16 protein-coding genes are annotated in these 12,596 nt (G+C 68.5%); 7 read left to right on the plus strand and 9 right to left on the minus strand.

Annotated features, from left to right (window positions below; translation table 11 throughout):
- Positions 1-33 precede the first annotated feature (33 nt).
- The 4 genes from HG542_RS18175 to HG542_RS18190 form a co-directional block, all read right to left on the minus strand.
- A complete protein-coding gene (locus HG542_RS18175; protein WP_171082725.1) occupies positions 34-441 on the minus strand; it encodes a hypothetical protein in 408 nt (135 codons plus the stop codon).
- A 5-nt stretch (positions 442-446) separates the two neighbouring features.
- The gene (locus HG542_RS18180; RefSeq protein WP_171082727.1) at positions 447-1,331 is read right to left on the minus strand and encodes a hypothetical protein; all 885 of its coding nucleotides are present in this window, start codon (positions 1,329-1,331) and stop codon (positions 447-449) included.
- Between the two features lie 99 nt (positions 1,332-1,430).
- Positions 1,431-2,306 (minus strand): CHAP domain-containing protein, encoded by an 876-nt coding sequence (locus HG542_RS18185; protein ID WP_171082733.1) that lies wholly within the window; start codon positions 2,304-2,306, stop codon positions 1,431-1,433.
- A gap of 283 nt (positions 2,307-2,589) precedes the next feature.
- Positions 2,590-3,288, minus strand: a complete 699-nt coding sequence (locus tag HG542_RS18190; protein WP_171082734.1) for a hypothetical protein — start codon at positions 3,286-3,288, stop codon at positions 2,590-2,592.
- Positions 3,289-3,454: 166 nt separating this feature from the next.
- Between HG542_RS18190 and HG542_RS18195 the strand changes: the two genes are divergently transcribed.
- Both HG542_RS18195 and HG542_RS18200 read left to right on the plus strand, forming a co-directional pair.
- Entirely contained in the window at positions 3,455-4,039 is a 585-nt protein-coding gene (locus tag HG542_RS18195) for a TerD family protein (RefSeq protein WP_171082821.1), read from the plus strand.
- Between the two features lie 260 nt (positions 4,040-4,299).
- Entirely contained in the window at positions 4,300-4,584 is a 285-nt protein-coding gene (locus HG542_RS18200) for a hypothetical protein (RefSeq protein ID WP_176606673.1), read from the plus strand.
- A gap of 323 nt (positions 4,585-4,907) precedes the next feature.
- On the opposite strand, the gene HG542_RS18205 is transcribed toward HG542_RS18200, so the two are convergent.
- Positions 4,908-5,648, minus strand: coding sequence for a helix-turn-helix domain-containing protein (locus tag HG542_RS18205; protein WP_171082738.1), 741 nt, complete (start codon positions 5,646-5,648; stop codon positions 4,908-4,910).
- Between the two features lie 270 nt (positions 5,649-5,918).
- Here HG542_RS18205 and HG542_RS18210 point away from each other — a divergent pair, with 270 nt between their 5' ends.
- Complete coding sequence (locus tag HG542_RS18210; RefSeq protein ID WP_171082740.1) at positions 5,919-6,581, plus strand: DUF4097 family beta strand repeat-containing protein; 663 nt, start codon at positions 5,919-5,921, stop codon at positions 6,579-6,581.
- An 18-nt stretch (positions 6,582-6,599) separates the two neighbouring features.
- On the opposite strand, the gene HG542_RS18215 is transcribed toward HG542_RS18210, so the two are convergent.
- The 4 genes from HG542_RS18215 to HG542_RS18230 all read right to left on the minus strand — a co-directional run bounded on the left by HG542_RS18215 (position 6,600) and on the right by HG542_RS18230 (position 8,265).
- Complete coding sequence (locus HG542_RS18215) at positions 6,600-7,067, minus strand: GNAT family N-acetyltransferase (protein ID WP_171082742.1); 468 nt, start codon at positions 7,065-7,067, stop codon at positions 6,600-6,602.
- A 66-nt stretch (positions 7,068-7,133) separates the two neighbouring features.
- Positions 7,134-7,334 (minus strand): hypothetical protein, encoded by a 201-nt coding sequence (locus HG542_RS18220; protein ID WP_171082744.1) that lies wholly within the window; start codon positions 7,332-7,334, stop codon positions 7,134-7,136.
- A complete protein-coding gene (locus HG542_RS18225) occupies positions 7,331-7,975 on the minus strand; it encodes a hypothetical protein (protein ID WP_171082746.1) in 645 nt (214 codons plus the stop codon). The genes HG542_RS18220 and HG542_RS18225 overlap by 4 nt, the downstream gene beginning before the upstream one ends.
- Positions 7,972-8,265: a hypothetical protein gene (locus HG542_RS18230; RefSeq protein ID WP_227727346.1), complete on the minus strand. Its 294-nt coding sequence runs from the start codon at positions 8,263-8,265 to the stop codon at positions 7,972-7,974. Before HG542_RS18230 ends, HG542_RS18225 begins: the two co-directional genes overlap by 4 nt.
- Positions 8,266-8,569: 304 nt before the next feature.
- On the opposite strand from HG542_RS18230, the gene HG542_RS18235 reads away from it, so the two are divergent.
- The 4 genes from HG542_RS18235 to fusA all read left to right on the plus strand — a co-directional run bounded on the left by HG542_RS18235 (position 8,570) and on the right by fusA (position 12,480).
- Positions 8,570-9,040 carry a helix-turn-helix domain-containing protein gene (locus HG542_RS18235; protein ID WP_171082749.1) on the plus strand — a complete coding sequence of 157 codons (471 nt, stop codon included), beginning with the start codon at positions 8,570-8,572 and terminating at the stop codon, positions 9,038-9,040.
- A 432-nt stretch (positions 9,041-9,472) separates the two neighbouring features.
- Entirely contained in the window at positions 9,473-9,844 is a 372-nt protein-coding gene (gene rpsL / locus HG542_RS18240) for a 30S ribosomal protein S12 (RefSeq protein WP_003948652.1), read from the plus strand.
- 2 nt (positions 9,845-9,846) lie between these two features.
- Positions 9,847-10,317, plus strand: a complete 471-nt coding sequence (gene rpsG, locus HG542_RS18245) for a 30S ribosomal protein S7 (RefSeq protein WP_171082751.1) — start codon at positions 9,847-9,849, stop codon at positions 10,315-10,317.
- Between the two features lie 39 nt (positions 10,318-10,356).
- Entirely contained in the window at positions 10,357-12,480 is a 2,124-nt protein-coding gene (gene fusA, locus HG542_RS18250) for an elongation factor G (RefSeq protein ID WP_171082753.1), read from the plus strand.
- Positions 12,481-12,596: the final 116 nt, after the last annotated feature.

Here is a 12,596-nt window from a genome sequence, read left to right on the forward strand (position 1 = left end):
AGGAGGAGAGGGAAAAGGGGAAAAGGGGATGCGTCACGCCGGGCGGAGGGAGAGGCGCACCGTCGTGAGGTAGCGGTTGCCCGCGGGCCGGTTGTAGTCCGGCAGCCAGCGCACCGCCTCCGTCTCCACGACGTCGGTCACGACGGCCGTCCCGTGGACGGTGCCGCGGAGCTGGAGCAGCGCGGCGCGCACGGCGAGGGAGACGGCGTGCGCGGTGGTCTTGTCGGGGCCGTACACCTCCAACTCGACGAGCGGAGTGTCGAGATGAAGGTCGTCCACCCAGGCGCCGCCGGTCCGGGAGACCAGCACGACCTTCTGCGTACCGTCGAATCCGCTCGGCGGACGGTTGTCGACGACGACGCCCGCGAGCTCCGGCCGGTACTTGAGGTTGTCGACGATCAGGCGTTCCACATCGGGGAACGACAGCAGTGCCTCGCTCATCGCCGTCACCGCGGCCAGTAGTTGGCCTGGACCTCGGCGTAGGTGAGGGTCGGGTCGACGTCGCCGTTGATGATCTCGATGGTCCAGACGACGTGGTTGCCGGGGTCGCAGACGGCACCGGCGCGGGTCTGGGTGATGTAGGTGTTGCCGCCGGTGCCGAGGTGCTCCTCGATGGGCCCCTCCTTGACGGTCTCGCCCTTGGCGTTCAGCTCGTCGAAGCGGGTCTGGACGGTCAGGCCCGGAGCGACGTCCTTGAGGGTGGCGGCAGCGGTGGCGATGTAGTCGGAGTTGCCCGTGATGAAGGCGGGGTCGGTCTTGTCGGGGTGCTGGTTGCCGCCGTCGGAGTACTCGTCGATGAACGGGATCGCGGTGACCGTGTTCCGCTTCAGGACGAGGTCCGCCTTGCGGGCGAGGCTGACGCGCCTGGGGGCGTCGTCGAGCGCGTTGGCCAGTTCGGCGATCAGTTCGGCCGCTGCCTTCTCGTGCTTGGCGTAGTAGGTCGGGTACGCGCTGACCTGGACGGCCTGGGCCACCTCGTAGAGCTGCGCCGAGGTGAGGTAGTCGGCGCCGAACTTTCCGGGGCAGATCTTCTTCATCTCGGAGAAGAACTTCCAGGACGTCCAGTGCGGGTCGAGCCGCTGGGCCCGGGTGCCCCACCAGTCCTGCTGCTGGAACATGCCGATGCTGGTCGCGTCGCCGTGGTCGAGGTTGCGCATTCCCGACTCCTGGAGCGCGGTGGCAACACCGATGACTGCGCCGCGGTAACCGAGGCCTGCCTTGAGCGCCTCTTCGAGAATTGCCTGGGCGTTGCTCCGCTGGTCGGCGTCGAAGCTCCACGGATCCTGCGTGTACGTGAGCTTGTACGGCAGCAGATCGCTGACCGAGACCATGCTGTTTTCCTTTCTGGGGAATACGGAAAAGGGGTGTCCCGGCATGCGCTGCATGCCGGGACACCCCTGCTGCTCGACAGGCGCTGAGCGCGCCCCGCCTTATCGCGGCCAGTAGTTGGCCTGGACCTCGGCGTAGGTCAGCGTCGGGTCGACGTCGCCGTTGATGATCTCGATCGTCCAGACGACACGGTTGCCCGGGTCGCAGACCGCGCCGGCGCGGGTCTGGGTGATGTAGGTGTTGCCGCCGGTGCCCTGGTGCTCCTCGATCGGGCCCTCCTTGACGGTCTCGCCCTTGGAGTTGATCTCGTTGAAGCGGGTCTGGATCGTCAGGCCGGGCTTGACGTCCTTGAGGGTGGCCGCGGCGGTGGCGATGTAGTCCGAGTTGCTGGAGATGAAGGCCGGGCCGCCCTTGTCGGGGTGCTGGTCGCCGCCGTCGGCGTACTCGTCGATGAACGGGATCTGGGTAACGGTGTTCCGCTTCAGAACGAGCTCGGTCTTGCGGGCAAGGGAAACGCGCTTCGGCATGTCGTCGTCCTCAATGTAGTTGGGGTGGCCGTATCCGTAGATGCGGGAAGAGTTGCGGCTGATGTGGCGGCGGTAGACGCCGTCGCCATTGCTGGAGCCGTCGTCGTTGGTGTTGCCGCCGATGGTGGTGATGGTGCTGTCGTCGAAGGATTCGACGATTTCGGTGTGGTCGCCGCCGCCGGGGCCGTAGAACACGATGGCGCCGACGGACGGCGTGCTGCTCCACAGGTTGCGGTTCTGGAACCAGTCGACGCCTGCCGAGCAGCCTTCGTAGCGCGGAATGATGTCGTCGTTGCCCGACTTGGCGGCGCAGTACGAGACGAACATCGCGCACCATGGCTGGTTGTTGTCGCCGTACCAGCGGCCGAACATGTTGTCGTTGTCCGGCCCTTCCTTGTACCCGATGTGCTTGGCGGCCTCATCGAGCAGTGCTTTGGCTGTATTGGCCATTTTTGAATGCGCCATTCATAAGGGGCCGGTGAGGGAAATCCCGCACGCTGTCGCGTGCGGGCGGTCGAGCCGCACAGTCGTCTCCGGTCGGCCGTTGCGGCCCGTCGCTGTCGACGGCGCCGCCGTGCAAGGTGGCCCGGCGTACTGGCCGGCTCAACGCGAAGCGGCGGACGCCGTACCCGAGTTGGGGGCACAGCTCCGCCGCTGCATCTATTGTGAACGAGGTTGTGCGCGATCGCAACAAGAAGTTGCGGGCTCGCTCATAGAGGGGGAGGTCGGGGGGTCAGTACCCCAGCCGCAGCACCGCCTCGCGGATCTCCGCGATCTCCGACTCGACGTCCCGGTACCAGTCCGTCACCTTGCGACCCGGCTCCAGCTCCACCCGTCCCGCGTCCAGTTCGCGGAGCCGGTCTCCGGCCGCGTGGAGGCGGACTTCGAGGGCGAACTTGCCCTGGGCCGTGGGGCCCGCCCACGCGAGTTCGTTCGCGGCGGCGGCGATCGCGGCGTGGGCGCGTTCGCGCATGGGGGCGAGCTTGTCGCGGAGTTCGAGCATGTTCCGGTAGAGGTCGAGGAACGAGCTCATGAGGCCGGCCATCTCCTCCATGGTCTCCGCGCAGTTGGAGACGAAGTCGGCGAAATACGCGGCCGCCTCGGTCAGTTCGAAGAGCTCTGCGTCGGCCGCCCGGCTGCCGTCCCAGGCGCGCCGGGCCTCCGCGAACGAGGCCATGCCCTCCTCCATCTCGTCCCACGCCTCCCGGTGGCAGGCCAGTCGGGCCCGCGCGGACTTGGCCGGGAGGCCGTCCCCCTGGTCGAGCAGCTCTTCGATCGTGACGTAGGTGTCACGGAGCTTGCCGAAGACGTCCACGACGCCCGCGTGCGTCTCATCCGCGATGCGGAGGACTTCCGTCAGATCGCTCCGTGCCTCGGCGACTGCCGCTTCGTACTCCTGCTCGCGCCGCCGTGCCCGCCTGCGTCCCCACATGATGACTCCCGCCCCGTTGTCTCTTTGGGCCCTTTGGGCCACTCCTTTCCATGATCATGTGCGTGTTACGTTTTGTGGAGAAGTGGGGTCGAGTGCGGCCCGTGTCTGGAAACGACGTCCGAAACGACGAAAGGTTCGCGCCGTGACCACGCCCAACACCCCTGCTGTGATCACCCTGACCAAGGCGGACGGAGCCGCCGACCTGGACGGCGTGACGAAGATGGGTGTCGGCGCCTCGTGGGACACCACGGCCGGTCTCGGCGGCGGGCTGATGGGCGCGCTGCGGAAGGCCCGTGGCACCGACCTCGACGCGATCGCGATCCTGATGAGCGGCGACGAACCGGTCCGGTTCGCCGGTCTGGACGTGACCGACCCGCTGAAGAACGGCGGGATCACGCACTCCGGCGACAACCGGACGGGCCGCGGCGACGGCGACGACGAGCTCATCGAGGTCACCTTCGACAAGGTTCCGCCCCAGGTGACGTCCATCGTGTTCGTGTGCGCCGCCTTCAAGAAGGGCAGCGACTTCCAGCACGCCGCCAACATCTCCTTCAAGATCTACGACAGCACCGGCGGCAGCACGGCACAGGTCGCCGACATCTGGCCGTCGTTGCTCGGCGCCGGCAACGCCATCGCCGTGGCCAAGGCGTACCGGGTCGGCGCCTCCTGGAAGCTGGAGGTCGTCAACGAGCGCGGCACCGTCCAGCAGGGCGACCGGGACAGCCTGCTCCGCTTCGCCATGGGAAAGTAGCGCGGCCGCGCCCCGTTCCGGCGTCTCTCGCGGGCCTTCCGCAGGGCTCCGTCACAGGTTCGTGCGATCTTTCAGTCGACTGCCACTCTGGCGACGGAGTGTCAGACCCACGGGATAGATTAAGTGGGCGATCGCACACACTCCCGGGTATCCCGTACAGATGCACCGGATGAGTCTTGGCGGGGGCAAATCAGTCGGTGGATGGCACCTGGGGGTGGTGGCATGAGCGAGCAGGTCGGGATGTGCGGAGGGACCACTCAGTGAGCGTGCACAGCGAGCAGCTCGCGGATGTCGTGGCTGCGACGGTGGAAGTGGCCGCCGAATCCGGGCAGGCGGGGGCCTTCACCGACGAGGTCGCCAAGGCGCTGACCTCGGTCGTGCAGAAGCTCGCCGGGAAGGCGTTCGACGCCGCCGAGGTACGGGGCTTCGTCAGCGGGTGGCAGGAAGCGGTCGAGGTCATACAGGAGAAGCGCACCGGCACCGCCGGTGCACAGGTGTACCGGATGCCGTCGTGGGGGGCCGGAGCGCTGGAGGGCGAGGAGTAGTCAGCCGTACTGCAACGGGCGCCTCTGCCGCAGGACTTCGCAGCAGCCGGTCCGGCGCGAAGGGCGGATGGGTGAGATCGGTGCGCTGCTCCCGCAGCTCATCCGGGATGCCCGGGCCGCTGCGTACGCGTACACCGGCAGTGACGCGGCGGCCGTACGCCACGCCGTTCGGGCCCACGAACGCCGGTATCGCGAAGGTCAACTTCCTTGTGGAGATGGAACGGTGCGCCGCCGGAGTGGGTGCTTCCGACAGCCCAAATCCTTGGTTCCGAGCCCGGAAAATCGAGGTTTCCGCCACCGGAAACGGCCACTCACGTGCCCGTCTACCCCCTGTGCGTGCCGCCCGAAGCCGCTTCCGATTTCGTGTGGAGGACCTCGCGGGCCTGGTCCGCGGCGCGGGCGATGCTCTCCGAGACGAATTCGAGGAAGCGGGTGATGTTTTCGAGACGGACCGCCGCCGGGGTGCCGGGGACGAGGACGCCGACGCCCTGGCGTGCGACTTCGGCGACATGGGCGGTGCCGCGGGCGCTCGCCATCATGGACTGGTACCAGACGTCGTCGTCCACCACATAGCGCTCCCGGCGGCGTTCGTCGCGTTCGCGGCGGACGAGGCCCTGCTCCTCCAGGTACGTCACCGCCTTGGAGATGGACGACGGGCTGACCTGGAGGTGCCGGGCGAGTTCGGTGGCGGTGAGGCTGCCGGTGTCGGTGGTGCAGAGGCAGGCCAGCACCCGGGCCATCATCCTGGGCGTGCCCGACTGCATGAGGACGGTGGTGAACGTGTCCTCGTATACGCGCACCGCCTCGGCGTCGCGCCCGTGGGCCTGCGGGGATGCCTCCTGCCCCCGTGGGGCGGTCTGCCGGCGGCGTTGGGCGCGGCGTTCGGTGGCGCGGTGCGCGAGGTCGGCGCGGTAGGCGGTGGGGCCGCCGTTGCGCATCACCTCGCGCGTAATGGTCGACGTCGGGCGCTCCAGGCGCCTGGCGATCTCCGCGTAGGCGAGGCCGTCGGCCAACCCCAGCGCGATCTGCTGGCGTTCGGGCTGGGTGAGTCTGCCTCCCGGCATCGCGGCCTCCTTCATGGTCTGTCCGTCCGTGCGTGCGTCCGTCCGTGCGCGGCTCCAGCGTAGCGTTCGCTTTCTTCTCATTGCAACAAAGGGGTGCCCGGTCCGTTGCGTTCAGTTCTGGTCGGTTGCAATGAATTGCGGGCCATGAGCTGCGCAGATGGGGAGTTGGTGCAACTGCAGCGTTGCCAGACGCGCGAACACAACGTAGCTTTTCCGGTGTTGGAAACAGCGGGCCGAGCGAGTGCCCGCCGCCGAACAAGGAGAAAAGTGATGCGCTCGTTCGACACCCCCGCCCCGATCGCCGCCGTCCTGGACATCCCCGCCGGCCGCATCCAGGTCATCGCCGCCGATCGCACCGACACCACCGTCGACGTCCGGCCCGCCAACCCCTCCAAGAGCCGCGACGTCCAGACCGCCGAGCAGACCGTCGTCGAACTCGCCGACGGTGTCCTCCGGATCCACACCTCCGAGCCCAAGAACCAGCTCCTCGGCCCCGGTTCCGTCGAGGTCACCGTCCAACTGCCCACCGGCTCCCGCATCGAGGCCAGGACTGCGGGCTGCGAGCTGCGCGGCGTCGGCCGTCTCGGCGACGTCACCTTCGAGGGCGCCTACCGCCAGATCAAGCTCGACGAGGCCGCGAGCCTCCACCTCACCGCGGTCGACGGCGACGTCGAGGTCGGCCGGCTGGGCGGCTCCGCCCGGATCAGCACCGCGCGCGGCGACATCCGCGTCGCCGAGGCCGTGCGCGGCACGGTCGTGCTCCGCACCGAGTCCGGCAGCATCACGGTCGACGCCGCCGCCGGCACCTCCGCCTCCCTCGACGCCGGCACCGGCCACGGCCGCGTCAGCAACGCCCTCAGGAACGACGGCACCGCCGAACTCCGGATCCACGCCACCACTTCGTACGGCGACATCACCGCCCGCAGTCTGTGACGCGGAATGACGCGGAACTCAGACGGGGCGCCGGTAGACCTGGCGCGACCCGCCCTCCGGGCCGGGAGGCGCCGGCTCGGCCGGCGAGAAGCCCAGACGCTCGTAGAAGACCCGGGCGCCGCCGGCCACGGCCCCCGGGTGGTCGGCCCCGAAGGTGACGACCTCGACGGTGCCGGGGCCGCCGACCGCGAACCTGCGCATCGCCTCCGCCATCAGCGCGCGGCCGACGCCCGTGCCGCGCTGCTGCTCGCACACGACGAGCCAATGCACGTGGTACGTCGGGGACTTGGCGCCGAACAGCATGCCGCCGAGGAGGCGGGGCCCGGCGAGGGGAACGGCCACGAGGGCCGTACCGCGTCGGATGTGCTTGTCCACCGCGGCACGGAAACCGGGGTCCTCGACCATCGCGCCGAACCAGTGCTCCACTTGGGCGGCCAGGCCGAGGAAACCGGGGGCGTCCTGCTCGCGGGCGGGTCTGACGATCATTGAGGCATTCTCGCCGAGGCCCGGCTGAGACAGCCGCGGCTCTCTGCCCCCTCACCCACAAGTCCCCTATATACAAGGCCCCCGCTCATGCCCCCTCCGTGTCGCCCGTTCCGCGGCGAACACGTCCTCCAGGCGGAACAGGTGTGCGCGGCCCCGGCGGCCCGCCGGGGCGAGGTGTTTGTGCTGGACCCATTTGCGGACGGCATCCGGGGAGACCGCCGCCTCCTGGGCGGCTATGGCCGTCGTCACCAAAGTCGGTGTCGTCATCCGGCCGAGTCCTCCTCGTCCGCCGCCGCCGTGAGTTCCGTCAGGTCGGCGGCGATCGTCTCCGTCAGCTGTTGCCAGCGGTCCCGCGGCCACGCGTGGCGGTGACGGTCGTCCGTCGTGCAGGTGCAGGACGGATCCGCGCAGCGGCAGCCGGGGTTGATGCAGAGGACCGTCTCGCGGTGGGGGAACACCCGCAGCGAGACGGAGTCGCAGTGCGGGCAGCGGCCGCGTACGCGGACGGGGGTCTCGGCGTCGCCGAGGGCGCGGGAGCAGCGCCGGGCCATGCGGCGGGACTCGGCGCGGACGTGGTCCGCGAGGAGCGGGTCCGCCGTGATGCCGCGGTCCAGCAGGGCGAGCAGGCGCAGCAGGCGCTGCTCGACCGTGCCGCGCGGCGGGTGCGGGAGGCGGAGGCGGTCGCAGACGGCCTCCTCCAGTTCCACCACGCCGTCCGTGATGTCGCGGATGGTGTCCGAGACGAAGAGGCGGATGGGGGCGGAAGGGGGCCTGCCCGAGCGGGGCGTCCTCTCCGCCGCGGGGCGGGCCGTGCGGCTGGGGGCCAGTTCCCGGTTCAGCTCCGGGAACTGGCGGAGGAGGACGCCGAGCCAGAAGGCGGAAGAAGACGCGGAAGAAGACGCGGTCATGAGCAGTACTCCTCGGGGATACGGACCTCCCGGCCGTTGCGCCACAGGCGCCCCGCGCACACGCCGTCGAACCAGCTCTCGCGCGGGGCGACGGCCTCCAGGCAGTGGCGCCGGACGCGGCAGACGGCGCATGCGCGCAGGGCGGGGAGGGCGGCCTTCGGGCGGCGGGCGAAGACGGTGTGGTCGGGGAGGCCGGTGCAGGCGGCGAGGGAGCGCCAGTCGGCGGGGCGGCGGGAGGCGGAGGGGTAGCGGTCCTGGGGGAGCGGGGCGCGGAGGGCGGGGGCGGGCATGCGGGGGCGGTCCCCTTCGGGAACGGGGGCGGGAAGCAGGAGGGTGGGTTGTTGCGGTGGCGCAATCAGACTCTACGGACTTGTGTGCGCGATCGCAACAACTGGCAACCTGCCTCCCTCTCGTGTCTCCCGTCACACCCGTCGCGCCATCTGGTGGGATTTCCCTGGGACTTGAACTGCTATTGATCAGCCAAACGGCGCGAATTTACCCACCCGAGGTGGCAAGTTGCGCCCGCGCACAGCATTCTGGTTATTGCGTGCGCGATCGGACGGTAGGGTCTGAAGTTGCGGAGGGAGCAGTGCTATGGGCGAAAAAGGCTCGGAGATGGAGCGGTTCGCGGGCTGGGTCGAAGGTCTTATGCGGGACCGCGGATATGACATCGACAGCCCCCGGGGCGGCGGCCGGTCCCGGCTGGCGGAGGATGCGGGGGTGCACCGAGCGGCGGTGACCCGGCTGCTGCAGCGGCAGAGCATGCCCGACCTGGAGACCATGCGGGCCCTTGCGCGGGTGCTCGGCGTCTCGCTGCGGGACATGCTCATCCAGTCCGGCAAGGTCACCCCGGAGGACCTGCCGCTGCCGGGCGCCCCGCGCGCCGCGGCGGCCGCGGGCCCGGAGCGGACCCCGGGCGGCAGGCGGGTGACCCCCGCCGAGGCCGCCGACCTGCTCGGCATCCCGGACAGTCACCGCCGGCAGTTCGTCGAGATGACGGAAATGATCATCGCCGTGGGCGGCACCAAGCCGGAGGACCCGCGGAAGACGGCGGCCGGGCACTGAGCGGGCACTGAGAGAGTGGCAACCGGACGGTTGTCAGGGGAGGCAACTCGCCATCGGGCATCACCCGTTGGGCGGAGCGGCCGCACGCCGCCCGCCCTTCCACGGGGCACCCCGGAGAGCCCCGGCGGGGCGCCCCTGATCTGCGGCTGAGGCCGTACACAGGGGCGTCGTCCGCGTGTGCATTTGTTTTGACCGCAGCCCATGCGGTAGGTACGCTCTGACCTTGTGCCTGGGGTGTCCCTGGGCTCTCGTGCGTGCCTTCAAACCGTACGGGACGCCCGGAACCGAGCGGTCCGCACCGTTTCGGCGACACCGGAATCTGCGCCACTTCCCGCCATCGGCGGGGGTCTGCAGCCTTCGACACACCCGACCGCGTGGGTCGGTGTTTGCTCCCGGGTTAGTTTTATCGCGATCACAGAAACCGGAGAAACGGTGCCTACGATCCAGCAGCTGGTCCGAAAGGGCCGGCAGGACAAGGTCGAGAAGAACAAGACGCCCGCACTCGAGGGTTCGCCCCAGCGCCGTGGCGTCTGCACGCGTGTGTTCACGACCACCCCGAAGAAGCCGAACTCGGCCCTCCGTAAGGTCGCGCGTGTGCGTCTGACCAGCGGCATCGAGGTCACCGCTTACATTCCGGGTGAGGGTCACAACCTGCAGGAGCACTCCATCGTGCTCGTGCGCGGTGGCCGTGTGAAGGACCTGCCGGGCGTCCGCTACAAGATCATCCGCGGCTCGCTCGACACCCAGGGCGTCAAGAACCGCAAGCAGGCTCGCAGCCGCTACGGCGCCAAGAAGGAGAAGTAAGAATGCCTCGTAAGGGCCCCGCCCCGAAGCGCCCGGTCATCATCGACCCGGTCTACGGTTCTCCTCTTGTCACCTCGCTGATCAACAAGATCCTGCTGCACGGCAAGCGCTCCACCGCCGAGCGCATCGTGTACGGCGCCATGGAGGGTCTGCGCGAGAAGACCGGCAACGACCCGGTCATCACCCTCAAGCGCGCCCTCGAGAACGTCAAGCCCGCTCTCGAGGTCAAGTCCCGCCGCGTCGGTGGCGCGACCTACCAGGTTCCGGTCGAGGTCAAGCCCGGCCGTGCCTCCACCCTGGCGCTGCGCTGGCTGGTCGGTTACTCCCGCGCCCGTCGCGAGAAGACCATGACCGAGCGCCTCATGAACGAGCTGCTGGACGCCTCGAACGGTCTCGGCGCCTCGGTCAAGAAGCGTGAGGACACGCACAAGATGGCCGAGTCCAACAAGGCCTTCGCGCACTACCGCTGGTAGTCGCTACCCCCATCGAGAACCGAGAGAAGACTGAGCCATATGGCCACCACTTCGCTTGACCTGGCCAAGGTCCGCAACATCGGGATCATGGCCCACATCGACGCGGGCAAGACGACCACCACCGAGCGGATCCTGTTCTACACCGGTGTTTCGTACAAGATCGGTGAAGTCCACGACGGCGCTGCCACGATGGACTGGATGGAGCAGGAGCAGGAGCGCGGCATCACGATCACGTCTGCCGCGACGACCTGCCACTGGCCGCTGAACAACGTCGACCACACCATCAACATCATCGACACCCCGGGCCACGTCGACTTCACCGTCGAGGTGGAGCGTTCGCTGCGCGTGCTCGACGGTGCCGTGACGGTGTTCGACGGCGTTGCCGGTGTTGAGCCGCAGTCCGAGACCGTTTGGCGTCAGGCGGACCGCTACGGCGTGCCGCGTATCTGCTTCGTCAACAAGCTCGACCGCACCGGTGCCGAGTTCCACCGCTGTGTCGACATGATCGTCGACCGCCTGGGCGCGGTTCCGCTGGTCATGCAGCTGCCGATCGGCACCGAGGCCGACTTCAAGGGCGTGGTCGACCTCGTCCAGATGAAGGCGCTGGTCTGGTCCGCCGAGGCCGCCAAGGGCGAGATGTACGACGTCGTCGACATCCCGGACACGCACATCGAGGCTGCCGAGGAATGGCGCGGCAAGCTCCTCGAGGGCGTTGCCGAGAACGACGAAGAGATGATGGAGCTGTACCTGGGCGGCGAGGAGCCGACCGAGGAGCAGCTGATGGCGGCCATCCGCCGCATCACTCTCGCCTCGCGTGGCGGCGGCGACTCCGTCACCGTCACCCCGGTGTTCTGTGGCACCGCGTTCAAGAACAAGGGCGTCCAGCCCCTGCTCGACGCGGTCGTCCGCTACCTGCCGTCGCCGCTCGACATCGAGGCCGTCGAGGGCCACGCGGTCAACGACGCCGACGAGGTCGTGAAGCGCAAGCCGTCCGACGACGAGCCGTTCGCCGGCCTTGCCTTCAAGATCATGAGCGACCCGCACCTCGGCAAGCTCACCTTCGTCCGGGTCTACTCGGGCCGCATGGAGGCCGGCACCCAGGTGCAGAACTCCGTGAAGGGCAAGAAGGAGCGCATCGGCAAGATCTACCGGATGCACGCGAACAAGCGTGAGGAGATCGACTCGGTGGGTGCCGGCGACATCGTCGCCGTCATGGGTCTGAAGCAGACCACCACCGGTGAGACCCTCTGCGACGCCGCGAACCCGGTGATCCTGGAGTCCATGGACTTCCCGGCGCCGGTCATCCAGGTCGCGATCGAGCCCAAGTCCAAGGGCGACCAGGAGAAGCTGGGTGTCGCCATCCAGCGTCTCGCGGAGGAGGACCCCTCCTTCCAGGTCCACACGGACGACGAGACGGGCCAGACCATCATCGCGGGTATGGGCGAGCTGCACCTCGACGTGCTGGTCGACCGTATGAAGCGTGAGTTCAAGGTCGAGGCCAACGTCGGCAAGCCGCAGGTCGCGTACCGCGAGACGATCCGCAAGGCCGTCGAGCGTATCGACTACACGCACAAGAAGCAGACTGGTGGTTCCGGCCAGTTCGCCAAGGTGCAGATCGCAATCGAGCCCCTCGAGGGCGACGGTTACGAGTTCGAGAACAAGGTCACCGGTGGCCGCATCCCGCGGGAGTACATCCCGTCCGTGGACGCGGGTTGCCAGGAGGCCATGGAGTTCGGTGTTCTGGCCGGCTACCCGCTGACCGGCGTCAAGGTGACGCTGCTCGACGGTGCCTACCACGACGTCGACTCCTCCGAGCTCGCCTTCAAGATCGCCGGTTCCATGGCGTTCAAGGAGGGTGCCCGCAAGGCGTCGCCGGCTCTGCTCGAGCCGATGATGTCCGTCGAGGTCACCACTCCCGAGGACTACATGGGCGATGTGATCGGTGACATCAACTCCCGCCGTGGCCAGATCGAGGCCATGGAGGACCGTCACGGCGCCAAGCTCGTCAAGGGCCTGGTTCCGCTGTCGGAGATGTTCGGCTACGTCGGCGACCTCCGCAGCAAGACCTCGGGTCGCGCAAGCTACTCGATGCAGTTCGACTCCTACGCCGAGGTTCCGCGGAACGTCGCCGAGGAGATCATCGCGAAGGCCAAGGGCGAGTAACCGGCTCCCGTCTTCACAGGCGAAGCTCACGCTTTAGGCTTTACACCGACTGTCGGGGTGTACCGCAGCAAACCGCAAGGAATGCGGCGGCCACCCCGGCGGACGGCACCCCAGCA

This window comes from Streptomyces morookaense, assembly GCF_013030945.1.
GTDB lineage: Bacteria > Actinomycetota > Actinomycetes > Streptomycetales > Streptomycetaceae > Streptomyces > Streptomyces morookaensis.